Origin of the sequence: Spirulina major PCC 6313, assembly GCF_001890765.1 — a bacterium.
Lineage (GTDB): Bacteria > Cyanobacteriota > Cyanobacteriia > Cyanobacteriales > Spirulinaceae > Spirulina > Spirulina major.
This window is the reverse complement of record NZ_KV878783.1, coordinates 239,180-260,046: the sequence shown is the minus strand read 5'-3', so window position 1 is coordinate 260,046 and position 20,867 is coordinate 239,180. Positions and strand designations below refer to the sequence as shown.

Genomic DNA, 20,867 nt, shown 5'->3' with positions numbered 1-20,867 from the left:
ACGCGATTGAACAGCTAGGGAGCGAGACACGATTGAACAGCTAGGGAGTGAGACGCGATTGAACAGCTAGGAAGTGAGACGCGATTGAACAGCTAGGGAGTGAGACGCGATTGAACAGCTAGGGAGTGAGACGCGATTGAACAGCTAGGGAGCGAGACGCTCCCACTCCAGTCATAGCGAAGGATTTAAGGAGTGTGGGCATCTTGCCCGCTGCTTGTGTTCCGACACAGGTTAAGCGGTGGGTTACGGTGGATTGCTGAATTGCAGTGATGGCGGTAGTTTAAGCCGCCTAACTCACCCCACGGTAAATTATCATTTTAGCGGCTCACTTCGACCGGGTAAACACTTGCCAAGCAATCACTACCGCAAAGCCGAGATAGGCGAGCATCGCCAGTTGATCGAGCCAGGGGGTGGCGGGGGACAGGAATTCAGAATCCATGATTGTGCTGGGTTCCATGGGCTAACCTCGATGATGATAGCGTAGGGGAGAGTGAAGCCCCTAGGGGGGTGATCATTGCGGGGTTTCAAGATTTGCCTAGCCAGATTGTTGGGAATGCAGGAGGAGAGATGTCTATTGCGATCGCTGTTTTCGGGGCTGGCCGCTGGGGTCGCCATTTTATTCGCACCTTTGCCCACCATCCCGATGCCCATCTGGTGGCGGTGATTGATCCCCACCGGGAACACCGGGAGGCTTGTCAAGCTGCGTTTAATCTCGATGGAAACCTGTGGCTTGTGGATCGTTGGGAGGATCTGCCGGATCATGTAACGCTGGATGCTGTGGCGATCGCCACACCCGCCACGACCCATTACGCCCTAATTACCACCGCCCTTCAACGGGGCTACCATGTCCTCGCAGAAAAGCCCCTCACCCTTGACCCCCAGGACTGCGCGACCCTGATCGCCCTCGCCCAACGCCAGGGCAAGCAGTTATTTATTGACCATACTTATCTTTTTAATCCGGCGGTGTTGGCGGGGGGGGAGGTGGTGCGATCGCAGCAGTTAGGGACACTACGTTATGGTTATGGGGCGCGAACCCATTTAGGGCCCGTGCGGCAGGATGTGGATGTGTTGTGGGATTTAGCGATTCATGATCTGGCGATTTTTAACCATTGGCTGGGGCAACGGCCGGAAGTCGTGCAGGGGGTGGGTCAGGGTTGGCTACAGCCGGGAATCTGGGATCAGGTGTGGGCGACCTTAACCTATCCCACGGGGGTAAGAGTGCAGTTACAGTTTTGTTGGGCGAATCCGGATAAGCAGCGGCGGTCGGTGTTGGTGGGCGATCGCGGTGTCCTCATTTTTGATGAGATGCAGCGGGAGCAGCCGTTAATCGTGCAGCGGGGTCATGTGGGGCCGGCTGCTGCTCAGTTTCCGCCCTTGGATCTGGCTACGGAGAGCGTTCCTGTGCTCCCCGGTGAACCGTTGGCGATGGTGTGCGATCGCTTCCTCAACAGCATCCACACCCAAACCCCCGACCCCGCCGCCTCTGGCCAAATGGCGCAGCAGTTGGTTGCCACCCTAACCGCCCTCAGTCAATCCCTGACTCAGGGGGGAACCCCCCAACCCGTAGCGTACCAATCCACGGAACAATAACACCATCCCCACCCCCAACCCTGTCCCGTGCAATCCAGTACAGCCATCATCCCGCAAACGTACGATAATGAAACTGCTACTGTGCCACCCATGAGTATGCTCCAGTTTCGTGACCCTCACTCTCGCCCTCTGCTCCGCCTGATTGGGGCATACCTTGGCATTGGCACAGGATTAGTGACCGGAGTCGGGGCGATCGCGAACCAAGTTTTCCAAATCCCGCCCGCGATGGCGTGGCTGCATCTGAGCTTTGGCTGGGGTGCGATCTGGCTCAGTGGCGGTCTCGCCTATGGTGTCTTGCGCCGTTGGACTCTAGCCCTCACCCAACAAAGCGATTATATTGAACACCTCTTTGCGGCTAATCCCTGCCCCGTATGGGTCTGTGACGCACGCAGTCAAGAATTTTTAGCCGTGAATCAAGCCGCGATCGACACCTACGGCTACAGCCGCGCCGAATTTTTGCAGTTAACCCTGTGGGATTTGCTCACCTCAGACGCTTCTCGTTCCACCACCAACCCGATCACCCATCGCACTCAAGACGGCACAGAACTTACCGTCGATTTGACCCACATTGATTGCACCTATCAAAACCGCAATGCCCGCCTCACCATTGTGCAGGATATGACCCCCCAACAAAATGCGGTTTTGGCACTCCAAGATCAGAAGGTGCAATATCGGACGCTGGCGAATCAAGTGCCTAGCAGTGCCGTCTTGCTTATCGATCCGCAATTGCGCTATACCTTCGCCGCTGGCACCACCCTCGATCGCCTCCCCATTGATCAAAGCCAAATTGAAGGCTGTACCCTTGCCGAGGCTTTTTCTGCCGCAGCCTGTGAACAACTCGAACCCCTCTATCGCCGCGCCTTGGCGGGGGAATCCTTAACCACAGAATTAACCCTGGATCAACGCACCTTTCTCACCTCTCTGGCTCCCCTCTATGACACCCACGGCACGATCAGCCAAGCGATGAGTTTGGTGCAAGATATCACGGAGCGTAAACACCTAGAAGCGCAACTCCATGCCTATGCCTACACCGATCCGGTGACTCAGTTACCGAATAAGGCCTGGTTTCTAGAGCAGCTTCACGGTCATTTAAGCGCTTGCCAATCGGGGAATACGGGCTTTTTTACGGTGTTCTTTTTGGAGTTGGAACGCTTTAATGCGGTGAAGTATAGCCTCGGCCATGACTGGGCGGAACAGATGATGGTGGCGACGGCGGAACGGTTGAGCACTTGTTTGAATTTGGCCGATCCGGTGGCGCGGGTGGGGGATCATTCCTTGGCGTTGGTGTTGACGAATTTACATACGACGCTGGATGCGACGGCGATCGCAGAATATATTCACCAACAATTGAATCAACCCCTCGAAGTTGACAGTCAAGAATTATTTTCCAGTGTCATGATCGGGATTGCGATTATCGACACCCCAGAGCGCACCCAACAAGACGCGGAAGACGTGCTGCAAGCGGCGGATACGGCGATGAATTATGCTCGCTTTTATCACCAGGCGAACCATGCCATTTTTGAGCCGCGCATGTCAGAAGATGCGATCGCTCGCTTCTCCCTCGAAGCTCAACTGCGCCAAGCGATTAAAAAACAAGACTTTGTGGTGTTCTATCAACCCATCTTCAACATTGCCTCAGCACAATTAGTCGGGTTTGAGGCCTTGATGCGCTGGGAACATCCCGATCTGGGTTGGATTACGCCGAGTCGGTTTATTCCCGTGGCCGAAGAAACCGGACTGATGGGGTTGATTGATTGGTGGGTGTTGGGAGAAGCCTGTCGGCAATTGGGCCAATGGCAACAGCATTGGACAGGGGCAACGCCGCTGGTGTTGACGGTGAATGTGTCGGGGGCGTTGCTGAATCAGTTTGGGTTTCGCGATCGCCTCCGCCAAGTCACCCTCAGCAATCGACTCAAACGCGGTAGCCTCAAACTCGAAGTCACCGAGCAAATTCTGTTCGAGCACCAAACCGCCACAAACAACATCCTCGATCAACTCCAAAATCTCGATGTCAAACTCGCCGTGGATGACTTCGGCACTGGTTATTCTTGCCTGCAACATCTCCACAATCTCCCCATCGACACCCTGAAAATTGATGCATCCTTTGTGAATACGATGCTCGACAATGCCGATAGCCTCGAAATTATCCGCATTATCATCGCCTTGGCCCAAAGTTTGAAGATTAATGTGATTGCGGAAGGGATTGAAACCACAGCCCAGTTGGACATGCTGCGATCGCTCCATTGCATCTATGGCCAGGGCTATCTATTTGCGGAACCGGTTCCGGCGGCCGGGGTGCTGCCCTTAATCACCCAACATCATCCCTGAGTCCATCGCTCCCTCCCGCCAAACCCGCCCAGCCTCGGGCCTAATTCCTGTAGAATATGGTTACATTTGTCGTCATTTTTTAACGTTTTGCCAGGTAACCATGCCTTGCAGCCCTCATTTTAGGAGTATTGATCCATGCTGACCCTTAAAATTGTTGTTTCTCTCGTGGTGGCATCCTTTGTGAGCCTCTTTGTCTTTGGGTTCCTATCGGGTGATCCCTCCCGGACTCCGAGCCGCAACAACATGGAATAAACCATCACGTTTGGTGTTCACGCTATTGATTACGGGGACAAGGGAATCACCTTTGCCCCCGTTCTCCTCTGTGCCAGACTGGGCCCTGGCTACGGAAAGTCACCGGATTCCTTGATTCTAAAGCTGGAATTACTGAGCAGGGGTTAGCAACCTTTTGCGATCGCCACAAGTCGTAGAACCCTGGCGAATGAAATATTTCAAACGTTTTCCTGTTCGGTCATCTGCAAATCGTTATGCCTCAGCCTAGCGTGCCTCCCCACGTTCCCCCATCTCCCCATGTCGCGCCCGCAGAGGTGACAGAACCCGTTGGATTATTCAGCGCAGCAACGGGCCACGCAACCCAGATTCAGCCCGCCGTCCCCGAAATTACCCCGCCCACCTTTAGCCCCCCTGACCTCAGTGCTGCCACTCCCCAAGCCGTCCCGCTAGAATCATTTTCCACCCCCTACGCCCAATCCAGTGCTCTCGGTCAACCCATGTCCGTCGGCATTTCAACCCCAGTCCTCCCGCCTTCTCCGCCCCGCCAACTCCGGGTGCAAACCCAAGATGGCACGGTGCGCGAATTTGAGATCACCGCTCCAGAAGCTCCCCCCGATCCGGAGCTTGAGGCTGATCCCGCCACCGATCCGGACTCTAGCACCGATCCGAACGAAAACCCTGACGCAGATCCCGACGCAGCGACACCAGAGCTGGAACTCACCATTCCCACCGATCCACAACCGACCCCCAACCCCCTCGATGTGGTGGAAATCAACGCGGATCATCAAGACTATGACCAAGTTCGGCAGATCGTGACGGCGACGGGAAATGTGATTGTTCGGTTTGCGCGGGGGGTGTTGACGGGCGATCGCGTCCGGGTCAACTTAACCAATCGGGTGGCCGTGGGGGATGGCAATATTGCGATGCGGCGGGGCCAGCAGGTGTTTCGGGGCGACAGTTTTGAATATCAACTGGTGCAGGATGAAGGGGTGATCTACGAGGCGCGGGGGGAAATTTATCAAACCACCTCGGCGCGAGATTGGGATATTTCCCGCGAAACGGCGGTGGGCTTACCGGAACGGCCGTTGAGCGATCGCCTCGTGCAACAGCAGCCGATCCAAGATGTGGTTCCCGTCGAAGGCTATGAATTTACCGTCGGGGGCCTATCCGGTGCAACGAGTGGGACTTTGTCCGGTGCGATCGGGGCGATTCCGGGGGTAACGGGGAATGTGGATCGATTTCGGTTTGAAGCCGATCGCGTTGATTTTGACTCCCAAGGCTGGGAAGCGACCAATATTCGGATTACCAATGACCCGTTTTCGCCCCCAGAATTGGAAATTCGCGCCGAAAAAGCCGACTTCAATCGCCTCTCTCCCCTCGTGGATGAACTGCTGCTCACGAATTCCCGCATCTTCTTCGACCAAAAATTTTCATTACCCACGTTTCAGCGTCGCCTCGTTTTCGATCGCCGCCAGGAAGATCAGCGCCCCGGTTTATTCAATATCGGCATTGATGACGGCGATCGCGGTGGGTTGTTCATTGAACGGTCGTTTACCCTGGTGGAGACGCAAAACGTGCGCTGGACGGTCACGCCTCAATATTTAGTCCAACGGGCTGTGTTTGACGAAGGGTTTGCCGATCCGGATTCCTTTGGGGTGAAAAGCCAACTGACGGCCCGTTTTGATCCGCGTACCTCTTTGGTGGGTTCGGCGGCCTTAACCAGTTTGGATCTCGATAAGGTGGAAACGGAACTGCGGGCCAGTGTGCGCCTCCAACGCCTCATCGGTTGGATCGAAAAACCCCACAGCCTCACAGCGGAATACAGCTATCGCGATCGCCTCTTCAACGGCTCCCTCGGTTTCCAAACCGTTCAAAGTAGCCTCGGCCTCGTCCTCACCTCTCCCACCTATGTCCTCGGTGATAGCGGTGTGACGGTGCGATACCAAGGGGGATTTCAAACCATTAATGCCGACAGCGATCGCGCCGATCTCCTCGCGCCCGTGCGCCGCAATAACCGCATCACCCTCACCCGCTATCAAGCTGCCACCTTCCTCGGTCGGGGCTTCACCCTCTGGCAAGGGGACACCTTACCCCCCACCCCCGAAGAAGGTTTGCGCTACACCAACCGCCCCGTACAGCCTTTTGTGAGCTTGAGTACCGGCCTGAGTGCGGTGTCAAGTTTTTATAGTAATGGCGATCGCCAACAGTCGATCAGTGGCAGTGTCAGCCTCCAAGGTCAATTTGGGCATTTTTCCCGCCCCTGGTTTGACTACACCGGCTTTAACCTCGGCTATGGCCAAACCGTTTTTGATAATCAATCCCCCTTCCTCTTCGATCGGATCGCCGATTCCAAAACCCTCTCCTTTGGCATCACTCAGCAAATCTACGGCCCCTTCCGCATCGGGATTCAATCCGCCATCAACCTCGACACCAATCAAGAAATCAGCACCAACTACAGCCTGGAATATAGCCGCCGCACCTACAATATCTCCATCCAATTCAACCCCGTGGTGGGTTTAGGAGCATTTCAGATCAAGATTGGAGACTTTAACTGGAGTGGCTACGGCGAACCCTTTGGCGGCAGTGGGGTGCGATCGGTGAACCAAGGCATCACAAATCCATAAGAGATAGTCTATTTGTTCTTCTCATACCCAGATCTTTTCAAATGTTTCGTTACATTAACCGAGGGAAATCAGGCAGCACGGTAGCATGGTGCGTTAAGTCGATACACATCACGGCCAGTCGCAGAGATGATGAACAGCACCGATCAAGACCGGATTCAGATCTTTTTAGAGAAATGGCTCGGCTCCGAAGGCAATGAGCGGGCCAACTATCAAACCTTTTTCGGGGATCTGTGCGTGGCGTTGGGGGTGGAGAGTCCGCCGCCGAAGGGCGCGATCGCGGGTGATCCCTATTGTTTTGACAAAGATATCAAGTTTTACAGTAGCGAGAAAGCGGAAACGACGCGGTTTGCAGATTTTTATAAAGAAGGCTGTTTTTTAATCGAGGCAAAACAGGGTAGTGATTCCTCAAGCAAAGGACACGGCAAGCGCGGCACAAAGGTCTATCACGACAATCTCCACAAGGCGTTTAATCAGGCGAGAACCTACGCCTACAATCGCACCTTGGGGGATTTGCCGCCGTTTTTGATCGTGTGTGATCTTGGGTCACATTTTGAGGTGTGGGAGGGGTTTAGTGGGGAGTATGGCAGTTATGGGGCGCGGCAACGGGTCAATTTAGCAGACCTGGCCCAGCCGGAGGTGTTCGATCGCTTCGTTAAAATTTTCACCGATCCGCAATCCCTCAACCCAGCGAAATATCGGGCGCGGGTGACGCGGGAGGTGGCGGCGGAGTTGGCGAAGTTGTCGCGGTGGTTGGAGGAGCAGGGCTATGAGGCGGAGGCGACGGCTAATTTTTTGATGCGCTGTATTTTTACGATGTTTGCGGAGGATGTGGGGCTGTTGAAGGGGGAGGTGTTTACGGTGGCGTTGCGCGATCGCTGGATTCCGAACCCGTCGCGGTTTAAGGCGGAGATTGAGCAGCTTTGGCAGACGATGAATACGGGGGGGAGTTTTGGGTTTGAGCGGGTTTTGCGGTTTAATGGGTCGTTTTTTGAGGAGGCTGTAGCGTTTGATTTACCCAAGGCGCAGTTAGAAATTCTCTACGCGGCGGCGGCGAAGGATTGGAGTCAGGTGGAGCCGGCGATTTTTGGGACGTTGTTGGAGCGGGCGTTGGAGAAGCGGGAGCGCAGCCGATTGGGGGCGCATTATACGCCGCGATCGTATGTGGAGCGGTTGGTGCGGCCGGTGGTGATGGAGCCGTTACGTGGGGCGTGGGATGAGGTGGAGTTTGAGGTGCAGCGGTTGTTGGAGCCTGCGGTGGGGAGGGTGGAGCCGACGGCGGCGAAGCGGAAGCAGGCGGGGCTGTGTATTGAGGGGTTTCTGGGGAATTTGCGGGGGATTCGGATTCTTGACCCGGCTTGTGGGACGGGGAATTTCCTTTATGTGGCGTTGGATTTGTTGAAGGGGTTGGAGCAGGAGGTGTTGAAGCGGTTGGAGGATGTGGTGGGGGAGGTGCAGTTGGATTTGTTGGCGCAGGTGCGGCCCCATCAGTTTTTGGGGATTGAGATTAATCCGAGGGCGGCGGCGATCGCGGAGTTGGTGATTTGGATTGGTTATTTGCAGTGGTTTTTTAAGCGGTTTGGGAATACGGAGCCGCCGGAGCCGGTGTTGCAGGCGTTTGGCAATATTGAATGTCGGGATGCGATTTTGGCTTATGACGGGGTGGAGCCGGATATTGATCGGAAGACGGGGGAGGTGAGGACGCGGTGGGGTGGGCGGATGATGGTGCATCCGGTGACGGGGGAAAATGTCCCTGATCCCTCTGATCAGGTAGTGATTTATAAGTATTTGAATCCTCGCCCAGCAGAATGGCCGGAAGCGGATTATATCCTTGGAAATCCGCCATTTATTGGGAACTTTTATATGCGAGAAAGACTAGGAGATGGATATACAGAAATCCTCCGATTCACCTATAAAGATGTATCCGAAACTGTCGATTATGTAATGTATTGGTGGCACAAAGCAGCAAGCTTATTAAAGGAATCTAAATTAAATAGATTTGGTTTTATTACAACAAATAGTATTTGTCAAGTATGGCAAAGAAAAGTCATTGAATCTCATTTGAATTCAAAGAAGTCTATTCGATTAATATTTGTTATTCCCGATCATCCTTGGGTGGATGGAGAAGCGGCTGTACGTATTTCAATGACTGTTGCCGAAATTAATAAACCAGATTTAAAAAATTTTGCAAGTATTGGTTCAGTATTTTTTGAGGTTGAATCTGAAACCCCAGAGATCCAAGCTGATAAAATCAAAATAAATTGGAACAATGTTAGTGAAATTCTAGCTAATCTTCGTTCTGGAGTTAACATAATAAAAGCCAGCAAATTAAAAAGCAATAACCTACTGACTGGTAGGGGAGTATGTCTACATGGTGCGGGCTTTTGTTTAACAAAAGAGCAATTTAATGAATGGGGTAGACAATATTCAAAAACTATTGTTAGACCGTATTTAAATGGTAAAGATTTGGTTAGAAATTCTAGAGATTTATATGTGATTGACTTTTATGGTCTAGATATACTTGAAGCCTCAAAATACAGCCATCCTTTTCAAAAAGTGCTTCAAGAGGTAAAGCCAGAACGTGATGTGAATGAACGTAAAAGTAGAAAAGATAACTGGTGGTTATTTGGTGAAAATGCGATCAAAACGCGAGATGCACTGAAGGAATTGAGGCGTTATATTGCAACACCTGAAACCACAAAACATAGAGTATTTGTGTTCCTTGATGGACAAATATTACCTGATAATATGATTGTGACTATTGCCCTGGAGGATGGATATTTTCTGGGCATTCTCTCAAGTCATACTCATGTATGTTGGGCACTTGAAACAGGTGGAAATTTAGGTGGCAATACACCTCGGTATAACAAAACAGTTTGTTTTGATCCCTTCCCTTTCCCCGATCCAACCCCAGAACAAAAACAGAAAATCCGCGAATTGGGCGAACGGCTCGACACCCATCGAAAAAACGTCCAAGCCGCCCATCCCGACATCACCATCACCGGAATGTATAACCTCCTCGAAAAACTCCGCGCCGGACAACCCTTCACCGACCAAGACCGCGAATACAACGATCGCGCCCTCGTCTCCACCCTCAAACAAATCCACGACGACCTAGACACCGCCGTCCTCGATGCCTACGGCTGGCCCCAAACCATCACCAACGAACAAATCCTCGAAAACCTCGTCCAACTCAACACCCAACGCGCCCAAGAAGAACGCAACGGCCTCATCCGCTGGCTCCGCCCCGACTACCAAGCCCCCCACCAACCCCAAAGCCAACAAACCGAACTCCAAGGCCTGCAAACCGAAACCCCCACCCCACCCACCGAACCCCAAAAATGGCCCACCCAACCCAAAGACCAACTCACCGCCATCCGTGACCTCCTCCGCACCACCCCCGGCCACTGGACAACCCCCCAAATCGCCGCCCAATTCAAAGGCAAGATTACACAGAAACGATTGGATGCGATCGCCCAAAACCTCGAACGCTTAGAATGGTTCGGCCTTGTGATTGCCCACGAAAGCGACGGCATCCAAGCTTGGCACGCCGCCGACAGTGCCACAGTCGCTTAAAGACTCAAAAGCAGCCAAGCGTTGCACAGAGGCAATCAACCGAGAGCAGAAAGCGCGATCGCACCGTCCGGGGCGAAGTGACAGACCTGGGGTTCCGCCAGACCATTGGCAAAATGTCCCCCCTGATCCGCCCAGTAGAACCCGAAAAAGAGCGGGTTGGCAGCGGTGGGGTTGAGGAGTTTCCCCGCGTAGAGGTTGGGGGCGAGACAGCGGGCCGTGGTGGGCAGGGGCGGGAACGTGAGGGTATCGAGGGGAACCGGATCGGAATGAAGGTAATAGGTTCCGGTGACGCAGTGAGCCGCACCGAGGCGAGCGTAGCGGGAATGATCACAATCCCCCGCTTGGGCACAAAAGATCACGTAGAGCCGTTTTTGCTTGCCCTCGCGTCGCCAAAACACTTGGGGCACTTCCATCTGATAAAATTCCGTCGATTCGTAGAGGAGTTGGGGGGAGGCCGACCAGTGAATCAGGTCATCGCTGACGTGATAGGCGATGCGACCGCCAGCGGTGAGGGATTGCGATCGCCCACAGATGAAACTATAAAACTGCCCAGCTTCCCCCTGCACCACATCGGGATCACGCCACGCCACGCCATCAAACCCGCCCGCCGTGCCCGGATTGGGTAAGATCGGCTCCGCCTGCCACCGTTTCCACTCGTGCAAATCCGACGAGAGGGCGAGGCCGATCTGTTGCGATCGCTCCGCTCCGTGGGGAGTCCAGCGCGGTTCTGTTTCCCGGCAGCGGCTCGTGTAGAAAAAATAATAGGTGTCGGTTTCGGGATGTTGGATGATGCTCCCCGTCCAAATCGCGAGATTATCCCAGCGGTGGGGCGCAGGGTGGGGGGTTAACGCCGGTGCTGCGAGGGCGTGCCAGCCCCAAGCCGTCCGCACCGCATGGCCGACAGTGGCGCGATCGTGACGGCGATCGGGATTGTACCCACAGGCCGCCGGATCTGCCTGGAGATAGAACAAATGCAAGGTTTCCCCCTGCCAGGCAAACCAAAAATCCCAAATATACCGATTCAGCGGAAACCACGCCACGCCCTTATCCCTCCCTCATGTTGACAGCGATCGCACAATAGAGCATCAGCATACCGGATGAACGATGGGGTATCGGGGGGGAGGTGTGATCAGGAACGCTCAAGGCTAATCATGCCGCCACCCTGAGCCGTCAGGAGGGCAGCCGGCGATCGCGGCGCGGCAATCTTAGCCCCGCAGCCAGCGCACGGCATCTTTGGCGTGATAGGTGAGAATCAAATCAGCCCCGGCGCGTTTAAAGCTGGTGAGGGTTTCGAGCACCATCCGCTCTTCATCCACCCAGCCGTTGAGGGCGGCGGCTTTGACCATGGCATATTCCCCCGAAACGTTGTAGGCAGCAACGGGAAGATTCGTCATTTCCTTAACGCGCCAAATGATGTCCATGTAGGCCAGGGCGGGCTTGACCATCAGCATATCTGCGCCTTCTTGGATGTCGAGTTCCACTTCTTTGAGGGCTTCGCGACCGTTGGCGGGGTCCATTTGGTAGGTGCGGCGATCGCCAAATTGCGGCGACGAATCGGCGGCATCCCGGAACGGGCCATAGTAGGCCGAGGCATATTTAGCCGCGTAGGACAGGATCGGAATCTGGGTAAAGCCCGCCTCGTCTAACCCTTGGCGAATGGCGGTGACAAACCCATCCATCATCCCAGACGGGGCGATAATATCGGCTCCGGCCTTGGCTTGGGAGACGGCGGTTTTTTTGAGGAGTTCGAGGGTGGGGTCATTGAGGACGCGGCCGGTGAGGTCGCCTACTTCGAGATAGCCGCAATGGCCGTGGCTGGTGTATTCGCACAGGCAGGTATCGGCGATCACGGTGAGATCTGGGACGGCTTCTTTGATGGCGGTGGCGGCTTTTTGGACGATGCCGCAATCGTGCCAAGCTCCGGTGGCTTCGGTGTCTTTGCTGTCGGGGATGCCGAAGAGGATGACGGCGGGAATGCCCAGGTCGCGCACTTCTTTGGCTTCTTCGACGATTTTGTCGATGGAGAGTTGATAGACCCCCGGCATTGAGGTGACTTCGTTGGCGATGCTCTCACCGGGGACGGCAAAGAGGGGATAGATGAGATCATCGGCGGTGAGGGTGTTTTCGCGCACCATCCGGCGGAGGGGGTCGGTTTGGCGCAGGCGGCGGGGGCGATGGGTGGGAAACATAGGAGAATTTTTAAAAATTTGGTTAATTCGATCGCATTAAGGTTAACAGTGTAGGGCGATCGCATCCCTTCCCGGCTGCGATCGCCTCAGCTTGAAACGTTTTGTAACGTTTAACCGGGTCGGGATTACCAGTCGCTGGAATCCACCAACTCCAAACCGGGCGAGTTGAGAATTTCCTCTTCCCCCTGCCAGACTAAGAGCGTGGTGGGAGCGTCCCCGTTTTCCGTCAATTCCGTGGAGAGGGTGTAGGCATAGTCGCCATTTTCCCAAGCCATATTACAAATCCCATTGCGGCAGATCGTCACGCCCCCATCGAGGGCCAAGCAATTGCCTTGGGTATCACAGCCGTAATAGGTGAGGCCCCCCGTCCCATTCACCCCGTCCCAACTGTCCAACTGGCCGATCGTCACCGTCCATTGACCATTACTCAACACCTGCCAACTGTCCCCCAACATCACCGTATCGGTGATCAGGGTTTCAACGCGGGTTTTGCCGCAGGGTTCGGCACTTTCGCAGTCGGCGACATTTTCGTCACTGTAGACAAAGCGGACGGTTTGATTGATCAGGGCATCATTGCGATCGCAAATCTCAAACCCCGCCCCAATCTCAAACACCTGCCCCTGACGATCCATCACCGTCGTGTAGCACATCAGATCACCATTTTGGGTTGCGGTAATCGCGCCAATACTAGGGTAGCCACGATCTTCAGGGAGCACGGCTTCTTCGGCGGCGTTTTCTGCCTCCTGTTCCGGGGTGAGGGTTGGGGTCTCGGCAGGGGTCGCGGCGATTTCGCTATCGTCTTCAACACGTTCTTCTGTGACAGCCTCAGGCTCTCCCGCTGGCGTTGTGGTATTGGTGCTCGATCCACAACTGCTCAACAACAAGACTAGGGCCATCAAACCTGTCATCATCCATGGTTGCTGCATCATAATTTAGTATCCCAGAACATTGTTTTCTCTCTGATCGCGGATGACGCACCCCAACGCTTATTCGGGGCGCATTGGGCGCATCCGTCGCTGCATGAAGAAGCGCACAAAGAGCTTTTCCCCTTCCACCCAGAGGAGCATCAAACTACTAAACCCAAAACAGATCAGCAGTTCCTCTTGGGTCAGCACACTCGTCCCGAAGAAATTACGGAGCACGGGCACATACACCAGCATCAGTTGCAGCGCCGTTGTGCCAATCACCGCCGCGAGCAGCGCCACGTTGGAAAACGGATTCATTTCAATGGTGAGTTGGGTATACGATCGCGCCGCCAGGGCATGGCCCATTTGTGCCAAACAGAGGGTGGTAAACACCATCGTCCGCCAACTGTCGGGATGGTTTTCATACGCCCACACCATCAGCACAATCGAGAAAATCGCAAAGACAATCCCAATCCGGACAATATACGACCCCAACCCCCGCGCAAAAATACTCTCGTTGGGATGAAACGGGGGACGCTGCATCACATTGGGTTCGGCGGGTTCGACAGCGAGGGCGAGGGCGGGTAAACCATCGGTGACGAGGTTCATCCAGAGGATTTGCAGCGGGGTGAGGGGCACAGAGGACAGGCCGAGAATGGGGGCGGCGGCAATGGTGATTACTTCGCCGACGTTACTACCGAGGATGTATTTAATAAAGCGGCGAATATTGGTATAGACGACGCGCCCTTCTTCGGTGGCGGCGACGATGGTGGCAAAGTTGTCATCGAGCAGGATCATGTCGCTGGCTTCTTTGCTGACATCAGTGCCGGTGATGCCCATGGCGATGCCGATGTCGGCCTGTTTGAGGGCGGGGGCATCGTTGACCCCGTCGCCGGTCATGGCGATGAATTTACCGCGCTTTTGCAGGGCTTTGACGATGCGGAGTTTATGTTCAGGGGAAACGCGGGCGTAGACACTGACGGCTTCGACTTCCAGTTCTAGATCCGCTTGGGACATGGCTTCGAGGGTTTGACCCGTGAGGACGTGACTGTTGGCCTCGGCAATGCCGAGACGCTGGGCGATCGCACTGGCCGTCAGTTGATGATCTCCAGTAATCATGATCGTGCGAATGCCCGCAGCCTTACAGCGGCGCACGGCTTCGGCCACTTCCGGGCGGGGCGCATCGAGCATCCCCACCAGTCCCAGCCACACCATCCCCTGCTCCGCACCTTCGCCCTCGGCGGGCAGGTGGTCGAGAAAACGATAGCCAAACCCTAAGACCCGCAGGCCTTGGCTGGCCATTTCGGCGTTCATGCGGAGGACTTCGTCCCGTTCTTTGGCGGTGATCCGGTGGGCATGGTCGCCGAATTGATAGTAGTCGCAGCAGTTAAGGATCAGTTCGGGGGAGCCTTTGCAGAAGAGGGTATAGGCATCGGTTTTTTTGCGATCGCAACAGATCACACTCATCCGTTTGCGCTCGGAGGAAAACGGGATTTCATCCACCCGCTCAAACACCTCATCCAATTGGGATTGAAACAATCCCGCCTTCCCCGCCAAGGTGAGCAATGCCCCCTCGGTGGGGTCGCCCAAAATCCCCCAGTTTCCCGCTTCATCCTGTTGCAACAGGGCATCATTACAGAGCACCCCCGCCACCAAAACCCCTTGAATTTCGGAATAGGCTTTGGTCGCCACCACCTGGGCTTCCTGGGCAAAGAATTTACCGTCGGGGCTGTAACCTTCCCCGGTCACTCGTAATTGATTGCCCAGGGTTTGCACCATCTGCACCACCATTTTGTTTTGGGTCAGCGTCCCGGTTTTGTCCGAGCAAATGGTGTTGACGCTGCCGAGGGTTTCCACGGCGGGCAATTTCCGGATCAGGGCATGGCGTTTTACCATCCGTTGCGTCCCAATCGCTAACGTGACCGTGATCACCGCTGGCAAACCTTCGGGAACCACCGCCACCGCCATACTCAAGGACACCTCTACCAGTTCTTGGAGACGGCTAAAGTTACCGGCTTGGATAAAGCCAAAGCCCACCACCAAAGCCACCAACACCAGGGAACTGGTAACGAGCACATTCCCCAGTTGGGTCATCCGTTTTTGGAGGGGGGTGGGTTCATTCTCCACGCCTTGGATTAGGGTGGCGATCTTGCCGAGTTCGGTGTCCATCCCGGTGGCAATGACGATCGCTTTGCCACGCCCTTGCACCACCTCTGTACCGCCAAACACCATGTTGAGGCGATCGCCCAAGGGGGTATTCTCGTCCAAGTCCAACACCACCTGCTTATTCACGGCGGTGGATTCCCCGGTTAAGGCGGCTTCCCGGATTTGTAGATTGCTCATTTCGATCAATTGGCCATCCGCCGCCAACTGCACCCCGGCTTCCATTAGGAAAATATCCCCTGGCACCAGTTCATGGGCTTCCACTTCTTGGGTCTGGCCGTTGCGGATCACCCGCACTTGGGGTGAAGACATCTGCTTCAAGCTGGCGAGGGCTGCCTCGGCGCGGACTTCCTGGATATAGCCCAGCAGACCGTTGAGTACCACGATCGCTAGGATGGCGATCGTATCTTTGAAGGGCAATCCCTCACTCGTGCCATCCTGGAGGGAGATAAAATCCAGCACCCCAGAAATGATGGCGACGGCAATTAACATCAGCAACATGACGTTACTGAATTGATCCACTAAGATATCCCAGCGGCTGCGACCGGCGGTTTCCACCAGTTCATTGCTGCCGTAATGGAGGCGACGGCGTTCAATTTCTGCGGAGGTTAGGCCTTTCGTTGGGTCACTCTGCAAGGTGTTCAGAGTGTCTGCAACTGGGTGACTATGCCATGACTGATGGGGATTGGGAAGGGATGAATTGGGTGAGATCACGGGTGCTTACAGGAAAAATGAGCAGGATAGGTTCAGCGGGCACGATGCAGGGGGGGTGGGGGCGAGGCCGTTGAGCACTCTAGAGGTACTCTCGATGCGATCGCACCCCCACCGTTTAGTTTTGAGTCGGATTTGATAACAATGATCTTACAAAAATAAATCCCCCTCCTAGGGCCGTGGCGATCATCAAAATCACGGCCACCCACAACAGCCACCCGCTCATTTCTGCCGAAGATTGGCCAGAACGGGAGCGACGCATGGGTTCTGCAATCGTGGCGACGGGATCATCGAGGGCCGGATCGGCTTCAAAAAAGGCGGGCATGACCGGATCATGGGGGGATGGCATCGCCTCCGATGTGACGGGAGGATCAGGGGTGTAGAGGGGTTCGGGGGTGTAGGGGGGTTCGGGAGGTGCTGCCAGGGTTTGGAAGGGCTGCAAGCTCCCGGCAATTTGCTGGAGTGCCTGGCCCATCACCTGGTTTTGCTGGTGGAGTTGTTGGTTTTCGCCTTGGAGGTGGTGGAGTTGGGCTTTGAGGGTTTGGAGTTCGTCGGCCAGTTGGCGGTAGACCGTGATCGGTACGGCGGCTTGATAGCCGCTTTTGGAGTCTTCGGGGGGAGGAGGTGCTGGCGGGGTTTTCGGGTTGGCCAGCTTTAGGGGGCCTCCTTTTTCAGGGCGCGGTTTGGCCGCGGGCGCAGCTTGGGACTGGGCCTGCTTTTGCTGTTCGAGTTGATATTTAAAACGCGGTTTGTTTGTCATAGCCCAAATAACCCTAGAACGTTCGGTGTTGAAGCAAAGGGACGGATGCGATCGCACCAAATCAAACCAAACATCACGCCGCTGGTGAGTCTGATGCCGTGAGGAGGGGTTGACACTCCCCGCGAAGACAGCGACGGGGATTCTTGGTTCATCGACCGGACTTAACTCAGCAGGATTGCTCCAACTCAGCCAGAGGCCCAATCTCCCCAAGCGTATAACTTCCCGTGTGCCCCACGGTAGTGAGTCCAAGGCGCAGGATGTTGATGGCAGCATTCACATCTCGGTCAGCCTCATCGCCGCAATGCGGACAGCGATGGGTTCTGACTGAGAGTGCCTTATTGACTCGTTCGCCGCAGTTTGAGCAATCCTGGCTCGTATAGTGGGGAGGAACGGCCACCGTTACCTTCCCATATTTCCTGCCAAAATACTCCAACCAACAGCGAAACGTTGACCATCCCGCATCACTAATCGACTTAGCCAGATGCCGATTGCGAACCAACCCTTTCACATTCAAATCTATGCACTTCGTGCAGGCTTCGCCAACATAGGCAACCAAATCGTTAGATTGGATGACGCAGTAGGCGATGCTCTTCGCCCACTCATTACGTTGCCTACTTACCCTTAAATGCCTCCGGGCGTATCGGTTCCTGGCCTTGTGATAGTTCCTCGACTGTGGTTTTATCCCCTTACGGTACTTTCTGGACTTCTGCCGATTGGCTCTGTTTAACCGCTTTTCGGCCTGGCGATAGAACTGCGGTGTTTCAACGACAGTGCCATCGCTGGCAGTGATGAAATAGCGCAAACCGAGGTCGAGGCCAACAGCTTTTTGACTCGGCTCACTCTGCACCTGAACATTAACCTGGATGCAGAACTGAACATAGTAGCCATCGGCACGACGAACGAGACGAACCCGCTTAATTAGGGATTCGTCATAGCGGGCCAGATCGTAGGTGCCGATCAACCGCAATTCCCCAATCCCGAAGCCATCGGTGAATTTGATGCGCTTCGGCCCCAGTAGTTTCCAGCCAGAGGTTTTGTATTCCACCGAGCGGGAATGCTTCTTGAACTTGGGAAATCCTACGGGCTTAATACCCTTCTTGCCATGCTCATAGAAGCGACTGATGGAACTCCAGGCCCGTTCTGCTGCTGCTTGACGGGACATAGAGTTGAGTTTCTTAGCAAAGGGAAACTCCTCAGCTAACGCTTTGCAGAGCTTGCTAAGGTCGTATTTGCCGACATCTTGGCTATCCATCCAATAGCGCAACGCCTTATTACGGACAAACTGAGATGTCCGGATAGCGTCGTCTATAGTGGTAGCCTGGTCAGGCTTTACCCGTGCTTTGAACTCAAGTACAATCATTTCCTTGTGCTAGCGTATCTGGCGTAAGAATGCGGCTAAAGCCGCCGTTGCTTTTCATCCCTGGGCTAAAGCCACAGGGCTTTCAAGCTATCGTCTATTCAGGTAAAAATGCCCCACAGGGCCAGTGCCTTGACCGATGGCGAGGCTATGGTGGAGGGCTTGGGTCACATACTGTTTGGCGCGGCGCACACTGGTGAGGCGATCGTACCCCAAGGCGAGGTTCGCGGCGATCGCTGCCGAGAGCGTGCAGCCCGTGCCGTGGGTGTGCGTCGTCGCCACCGCCGGAACCCGTAGCCAATCCCACTGTTGCCCGTCGTACCAGAGATCCACCCCCCGCAGTTCATCCGTAAAACCGCCCCCTTTCAGGAGTACCGGAATTTGACTGTCATGGTAAATTCGCTGGGCGGCAGCCTGCATGGTGTCGGGGTCATGAATCTCGATCTGGGCCAAAATTTGGGCTTCGTAGCGATTCGGGGTGAGCAAGACCGCATGGGGAAAAATCTGCTCGCGCAAAATTGCGATCGCCCCATCCTCAATCAACTGCACTCCCGCCCGCGACACCATCACCGGATCAACCACCAGATTGGCGATCGGATGGGCCGTCAACGCTGCCGCCACCGCCGCCATAATCTCGCCATTCAACAGCATGCCCGTTTTCGCCGCCGTGATGCCGATATCCGATCGCACCGCGTCGATTTGGGCCACCACCGCCTCCGGCGGCAGGGCATCGACGCGACTCACCCCCATCGTATTTTGAGCCGTGACACAGGTGATCGCCGTCATGCCATGGACACAATGCATCGCCAGGGTGCGGAGATCGGCCTGAATCCCCGCCCCACCACCACTGTCAGACCCTGCGATCGTCAACACCGTCGGGATCGTCATGGCTCGTTAGCGGCGCGGAAACCGTCGCCGTTGCAGAAACTCCGGAATATCCAAGCCCCCACCGCCGGGTTGCGGTTGAGGGGGGGGCGGCATCGTCGGCGCTTGGGGCGGCGGCATCGGGGGTACGGGCGGCTGCTTCGGCAATGAAGCCCCCGATGGATTCATGGCTTGGCGGGCTTTGGGTGCTGAACTACTGCGACTACTGCTCGGCGTTTTTGGGGCATCACCCAGGTTAAACCCCGTGGCGATCACTGTAATTTGCAACTCGCCCTGCATTTTTTCATCCACCACGGCCCCAAAAATAATATTGGCATTGGGGTCAACCACTTCGTAGATGGTTTCAGCGGCGGTATTCACTTCATGGAGGGTCATGTCTGCCCCCCCGGTGATGTTGAAGACGACTCCCTTGGCCCCTTCGATCGAAGATTCTAAGAGGGGGGAAGAAATGGCAGCGATCGCCGCCTCACGGGCACGGGACTTACCCGATCCGCCCCCAATCCCCATCAACGCCGACCCCGCATCGGCCATAATCGCCCGCACATCGGCAAAGTCCACATTCACCAAGCCCGGAATCGTGATGATGTCGGAAATCCCCTGCACCCCTTGGCGCAGAATATCATCCGCCACGAAAAAGGCTTGCTGCACAGGAGTTTCCGGCGAGATCACCGACAGCAGTTTGTTGTTGGGAATCACAATCAGGGTATCTACCCGACTTTGGAGGGCGGCGATCCCTTCTTCGGCTTGGGTGGTGCGCCGTCGGCCTTCAAAGGTAAAGGGACGTGTAACGATGCCCACCGTGAGACAGCCCATTTCCTTGGCGACTTCGGCCACAATTGGCGATGCTCCGGTACCACTACCGCCCCCCATCCCAGATGTAATAAAGACGAGATCTGTGCCTTCGAGGGCGGCCGCAATTTCATCGCGAGATTCTTCCGCTGCTTTTTGGCCAATGGCCGGATTACCACCCGCGCCCAGTCCTCTGGTCAACTTCTGACCGATCTGGAGGCATTTGGAGGCAGAGGACATTTCTAAGGCTTGGGAGTCTGTATTAATCGCCCAAAACTCGACCCCAGTAATCCCACTGGCGATCATGCGGTTGACGCCATTGCAGCCCCCGCCGCCGACACCAATCACTTTAATGCGAGCAACGTTAGTAGGCATGATCGTATCTGGCCGTGTTTGATCAGGTTCAGGGGTTGGATATTCGTTGGAGTGGGGCAAGGATAACCCCGGATTATTAAAGGGTGTGTTACTAGCCACAGGTACAGGAAGTTCCGCTATTGGTTCAACAGGTTTAATTTTTTAGATTCTACTCGTATCAATAGGGTTTAGTTTACTACCAAGGGAGTTTTCCCACGTTGATGGATCAATGGATTGGTGGGGAATTGCGATCGCAGATGTCATCGTCACCTCATTTTGGCCTAATCTTGAGGGCGGGTTCCTGAGCGCAGCGATCAACAAAGCCTGTCAGTTCCGGCTTGATGCGCAACCAAGATTCGCCCCAGTGCTCGACTAATAGCAGTGGACAAATTCGTTAGGACAGGTAAG

The 20,867-nt window shown here is 55.0% G+C and carries 14 protein-coding genes; 5 read left to right on the top strand and 9 right to left on the bottom strand.

Annotated features, from left to right (window positions below):
• Nucleotides 1-325: 325 nt before the first annotated feature.
• A complete protein-coding gene (locus tag SPI6313_RS24640) occupies nucleotides 326-457 on the bottom strand; it encodes a hypothetical protein (protein ID WP_281248336.1) in 132 nt (43 codons plus the stop codon).
• A gap of 110 nt (nucleotides 458-567) precedes the next feature.
• Between SPI6313_RS24640 and SPI6313_RS01370 the strand changes: the two genes are divergently transcribed.
• From SPI6313_RS01370 to SPI6313_RS22625, 5 genes are all read left to right on the top strand, one after another.
• The gene (locus tag SPI6313_RS01370; protein ID WP_072622943.1) at nucleotides 568-1,590 is read left to right on the top strand and encodes a Gfo/Idh/MocA family protein; all 1,023 of its coding nucleotides are present in this window, start codon (nucleotides 568-570) and stop codon (nucleotides 1,588-1,590) included.
• A 90-nt stretch (nucleotides 1,591-1,680) separates the two neighbouring features.
• On the top strand, nucleotides 1,681-3,918 hold the full coding sequence (locus tag SPI6313_RS01365; RefSeq protein ID WP_084668836.1) for a putative bifunctional diguanylate cyclase/phosphodiesterase: 2,238 nt from the start codon (nucleotides 1,681-1,683) through the stop codon (nucleotides 3,916-3,918).
• 135 nt (nucleotides 3,919-4,053) lie between these two features.
• On the top strand, nucleotides 4,054-4,170 hold the full coding sequence (locus tag SPI6313_RS01360; protein ID WP_072619378.1) for a photosystem II reaction center protein I: 117 nt from the start codon (nucleotides 4,054-4,056) through the stop codon (nucleotides 4,168-4,170).
• Between the two features lie 233 nt (nucleotides 4,171-4,403).
• Complete coding sequence (locus tag SPI6313_RS01355) at nucleotides 4,404-6,773, top strand: DUF3769 domain-containing protein (RefSeq protein WP_084668835.1); 2,370 nt, start codon at nucleotides 4,404-4,406, stop codon at nucleotides 6,771-6,773.
• A gap of 126 nt (nucleotides 6,774-6,899) precedes the next feature.
• Nucleotides 6,900-10,346: a DNA methyltransferase gene (locus SPI6313_RS22625; RefSeq protein WP_217650462.1), complete on the top strand. Its 3,447-nt coding sequence runs from the start codon at nucleotides 6,900-6,902 to the stop codon at nucleotides 10,344-10,346.
• A 35-nt stretch (nucleotides 10,347-10,381) separates the two neighbouring features.
• Here SPI6313_RS22625 and SPI6313_RS01345 read toward each other — a convergent pair whose 3' ends face one another.
• The 8 genes from SPI6313_RS01345 to ftsZ form a co-directional block, all read right to left on the bottom strand.
• Nucleotides 10,382-11,386, bottom strand: coding sequence for a glycoside hydrolase family protein (locus SPI6313_RS01345; RefSeq protein ID WP_072619376.1), 1,005 nt, complete (start codon nucleotides 11,384-11,386; stop codon nucleotides 10,382-10,384).
• Nucleotides 11,387-11,551: 165 nt separating this feature from the next.
• Nucleotides 11,552-12,535, bottom strand: a complete 984-nt coding sequence (hemB, locus tag SPI6313_RS01340) for a porphobilinogen synthase (protein WP_072619375.1) — start codon at nucleotides 12,533-12,535, stop codon at nucleotides 11,552-11,554.
• A gap of 125 nt (nucleotides 12,536-12,660) precedes the next feature.
• Nucleotides 12,661-13,464: a hypothetical protein gene (locus SPI6313_RS01335; protein ID WP_139276434.1), complete on the bottom strand. Its 804-nt coding sequence runs from the start codon at nucleotides 13,462-13,464 to the stop codon at nucleotides 12,661-12,663.
• Nucleotides 13,465-13,521: 57 nt separating this feature from the next.
• Entirely contained in the window at nucleotides 13,522-16,317 is a 2,796-nt protein-coding gene (locus SPI6313_RS01330; RefSeq protein ID WP_139276432.1) for a cation-translocating P-type ATPase, read from the bottom strand.
• 115 nt (nucleotides 16,318-16,432) lie between these two features.
• Nucleotides 16,433-17,074, bottom strand: coding sequence for a hypothetical protein (locus SPI6313_RS01325; RefSeq protein ID WP_072619373.1), 642 nt, complete (start codon nucleotides 17,072-17,074; stop codon nucleotides 16,433-16,435).
• A gap of 166 nt (nucleotides 17,075-17,240) precedes the next feature.
• Nucleotides 17,241-18,434, bottom strand: a complete 1,194-nt coding sequence (locus SPI6313_RS01320) for an RNA-guided endonuclease InsQ/TnpB family protein (RefSeq protein ID WP_139276430.1) — start codon at nucleotides 18,432-18,434, stop codon at nucleotides 17,241-17,243.
• A gap of 87 nt (nucleotides 18,435-18,521) precedes the next feature.
• Entirely contained in the window at nucleotides 18,522-19,319 is a 798-nt protein-coding gene (gene thiD, locus SPI6313_RS01315) for a bifunctional hydroxymethylpyrimidine kinase/phosphomethylpyrimidine kinase (protein ID WP_072619372.1), read from the bottom strand.
• 6 nt (nucleotides 19,320-19,325) lie between these two features.
• A complete protein-coding gene (ftsZ, locus tag SPI6313_RS01310) occupies nucleotides 19,326-20,540 on the bottom strand; it encodes a cell division protein FtsZ (RefSeq protein WP_425443120.1) in 1,215 nt (404 codons plus the stop codon).
• Nucleotides 20,541-20,867: the final 327 nt, after the last annotated feature.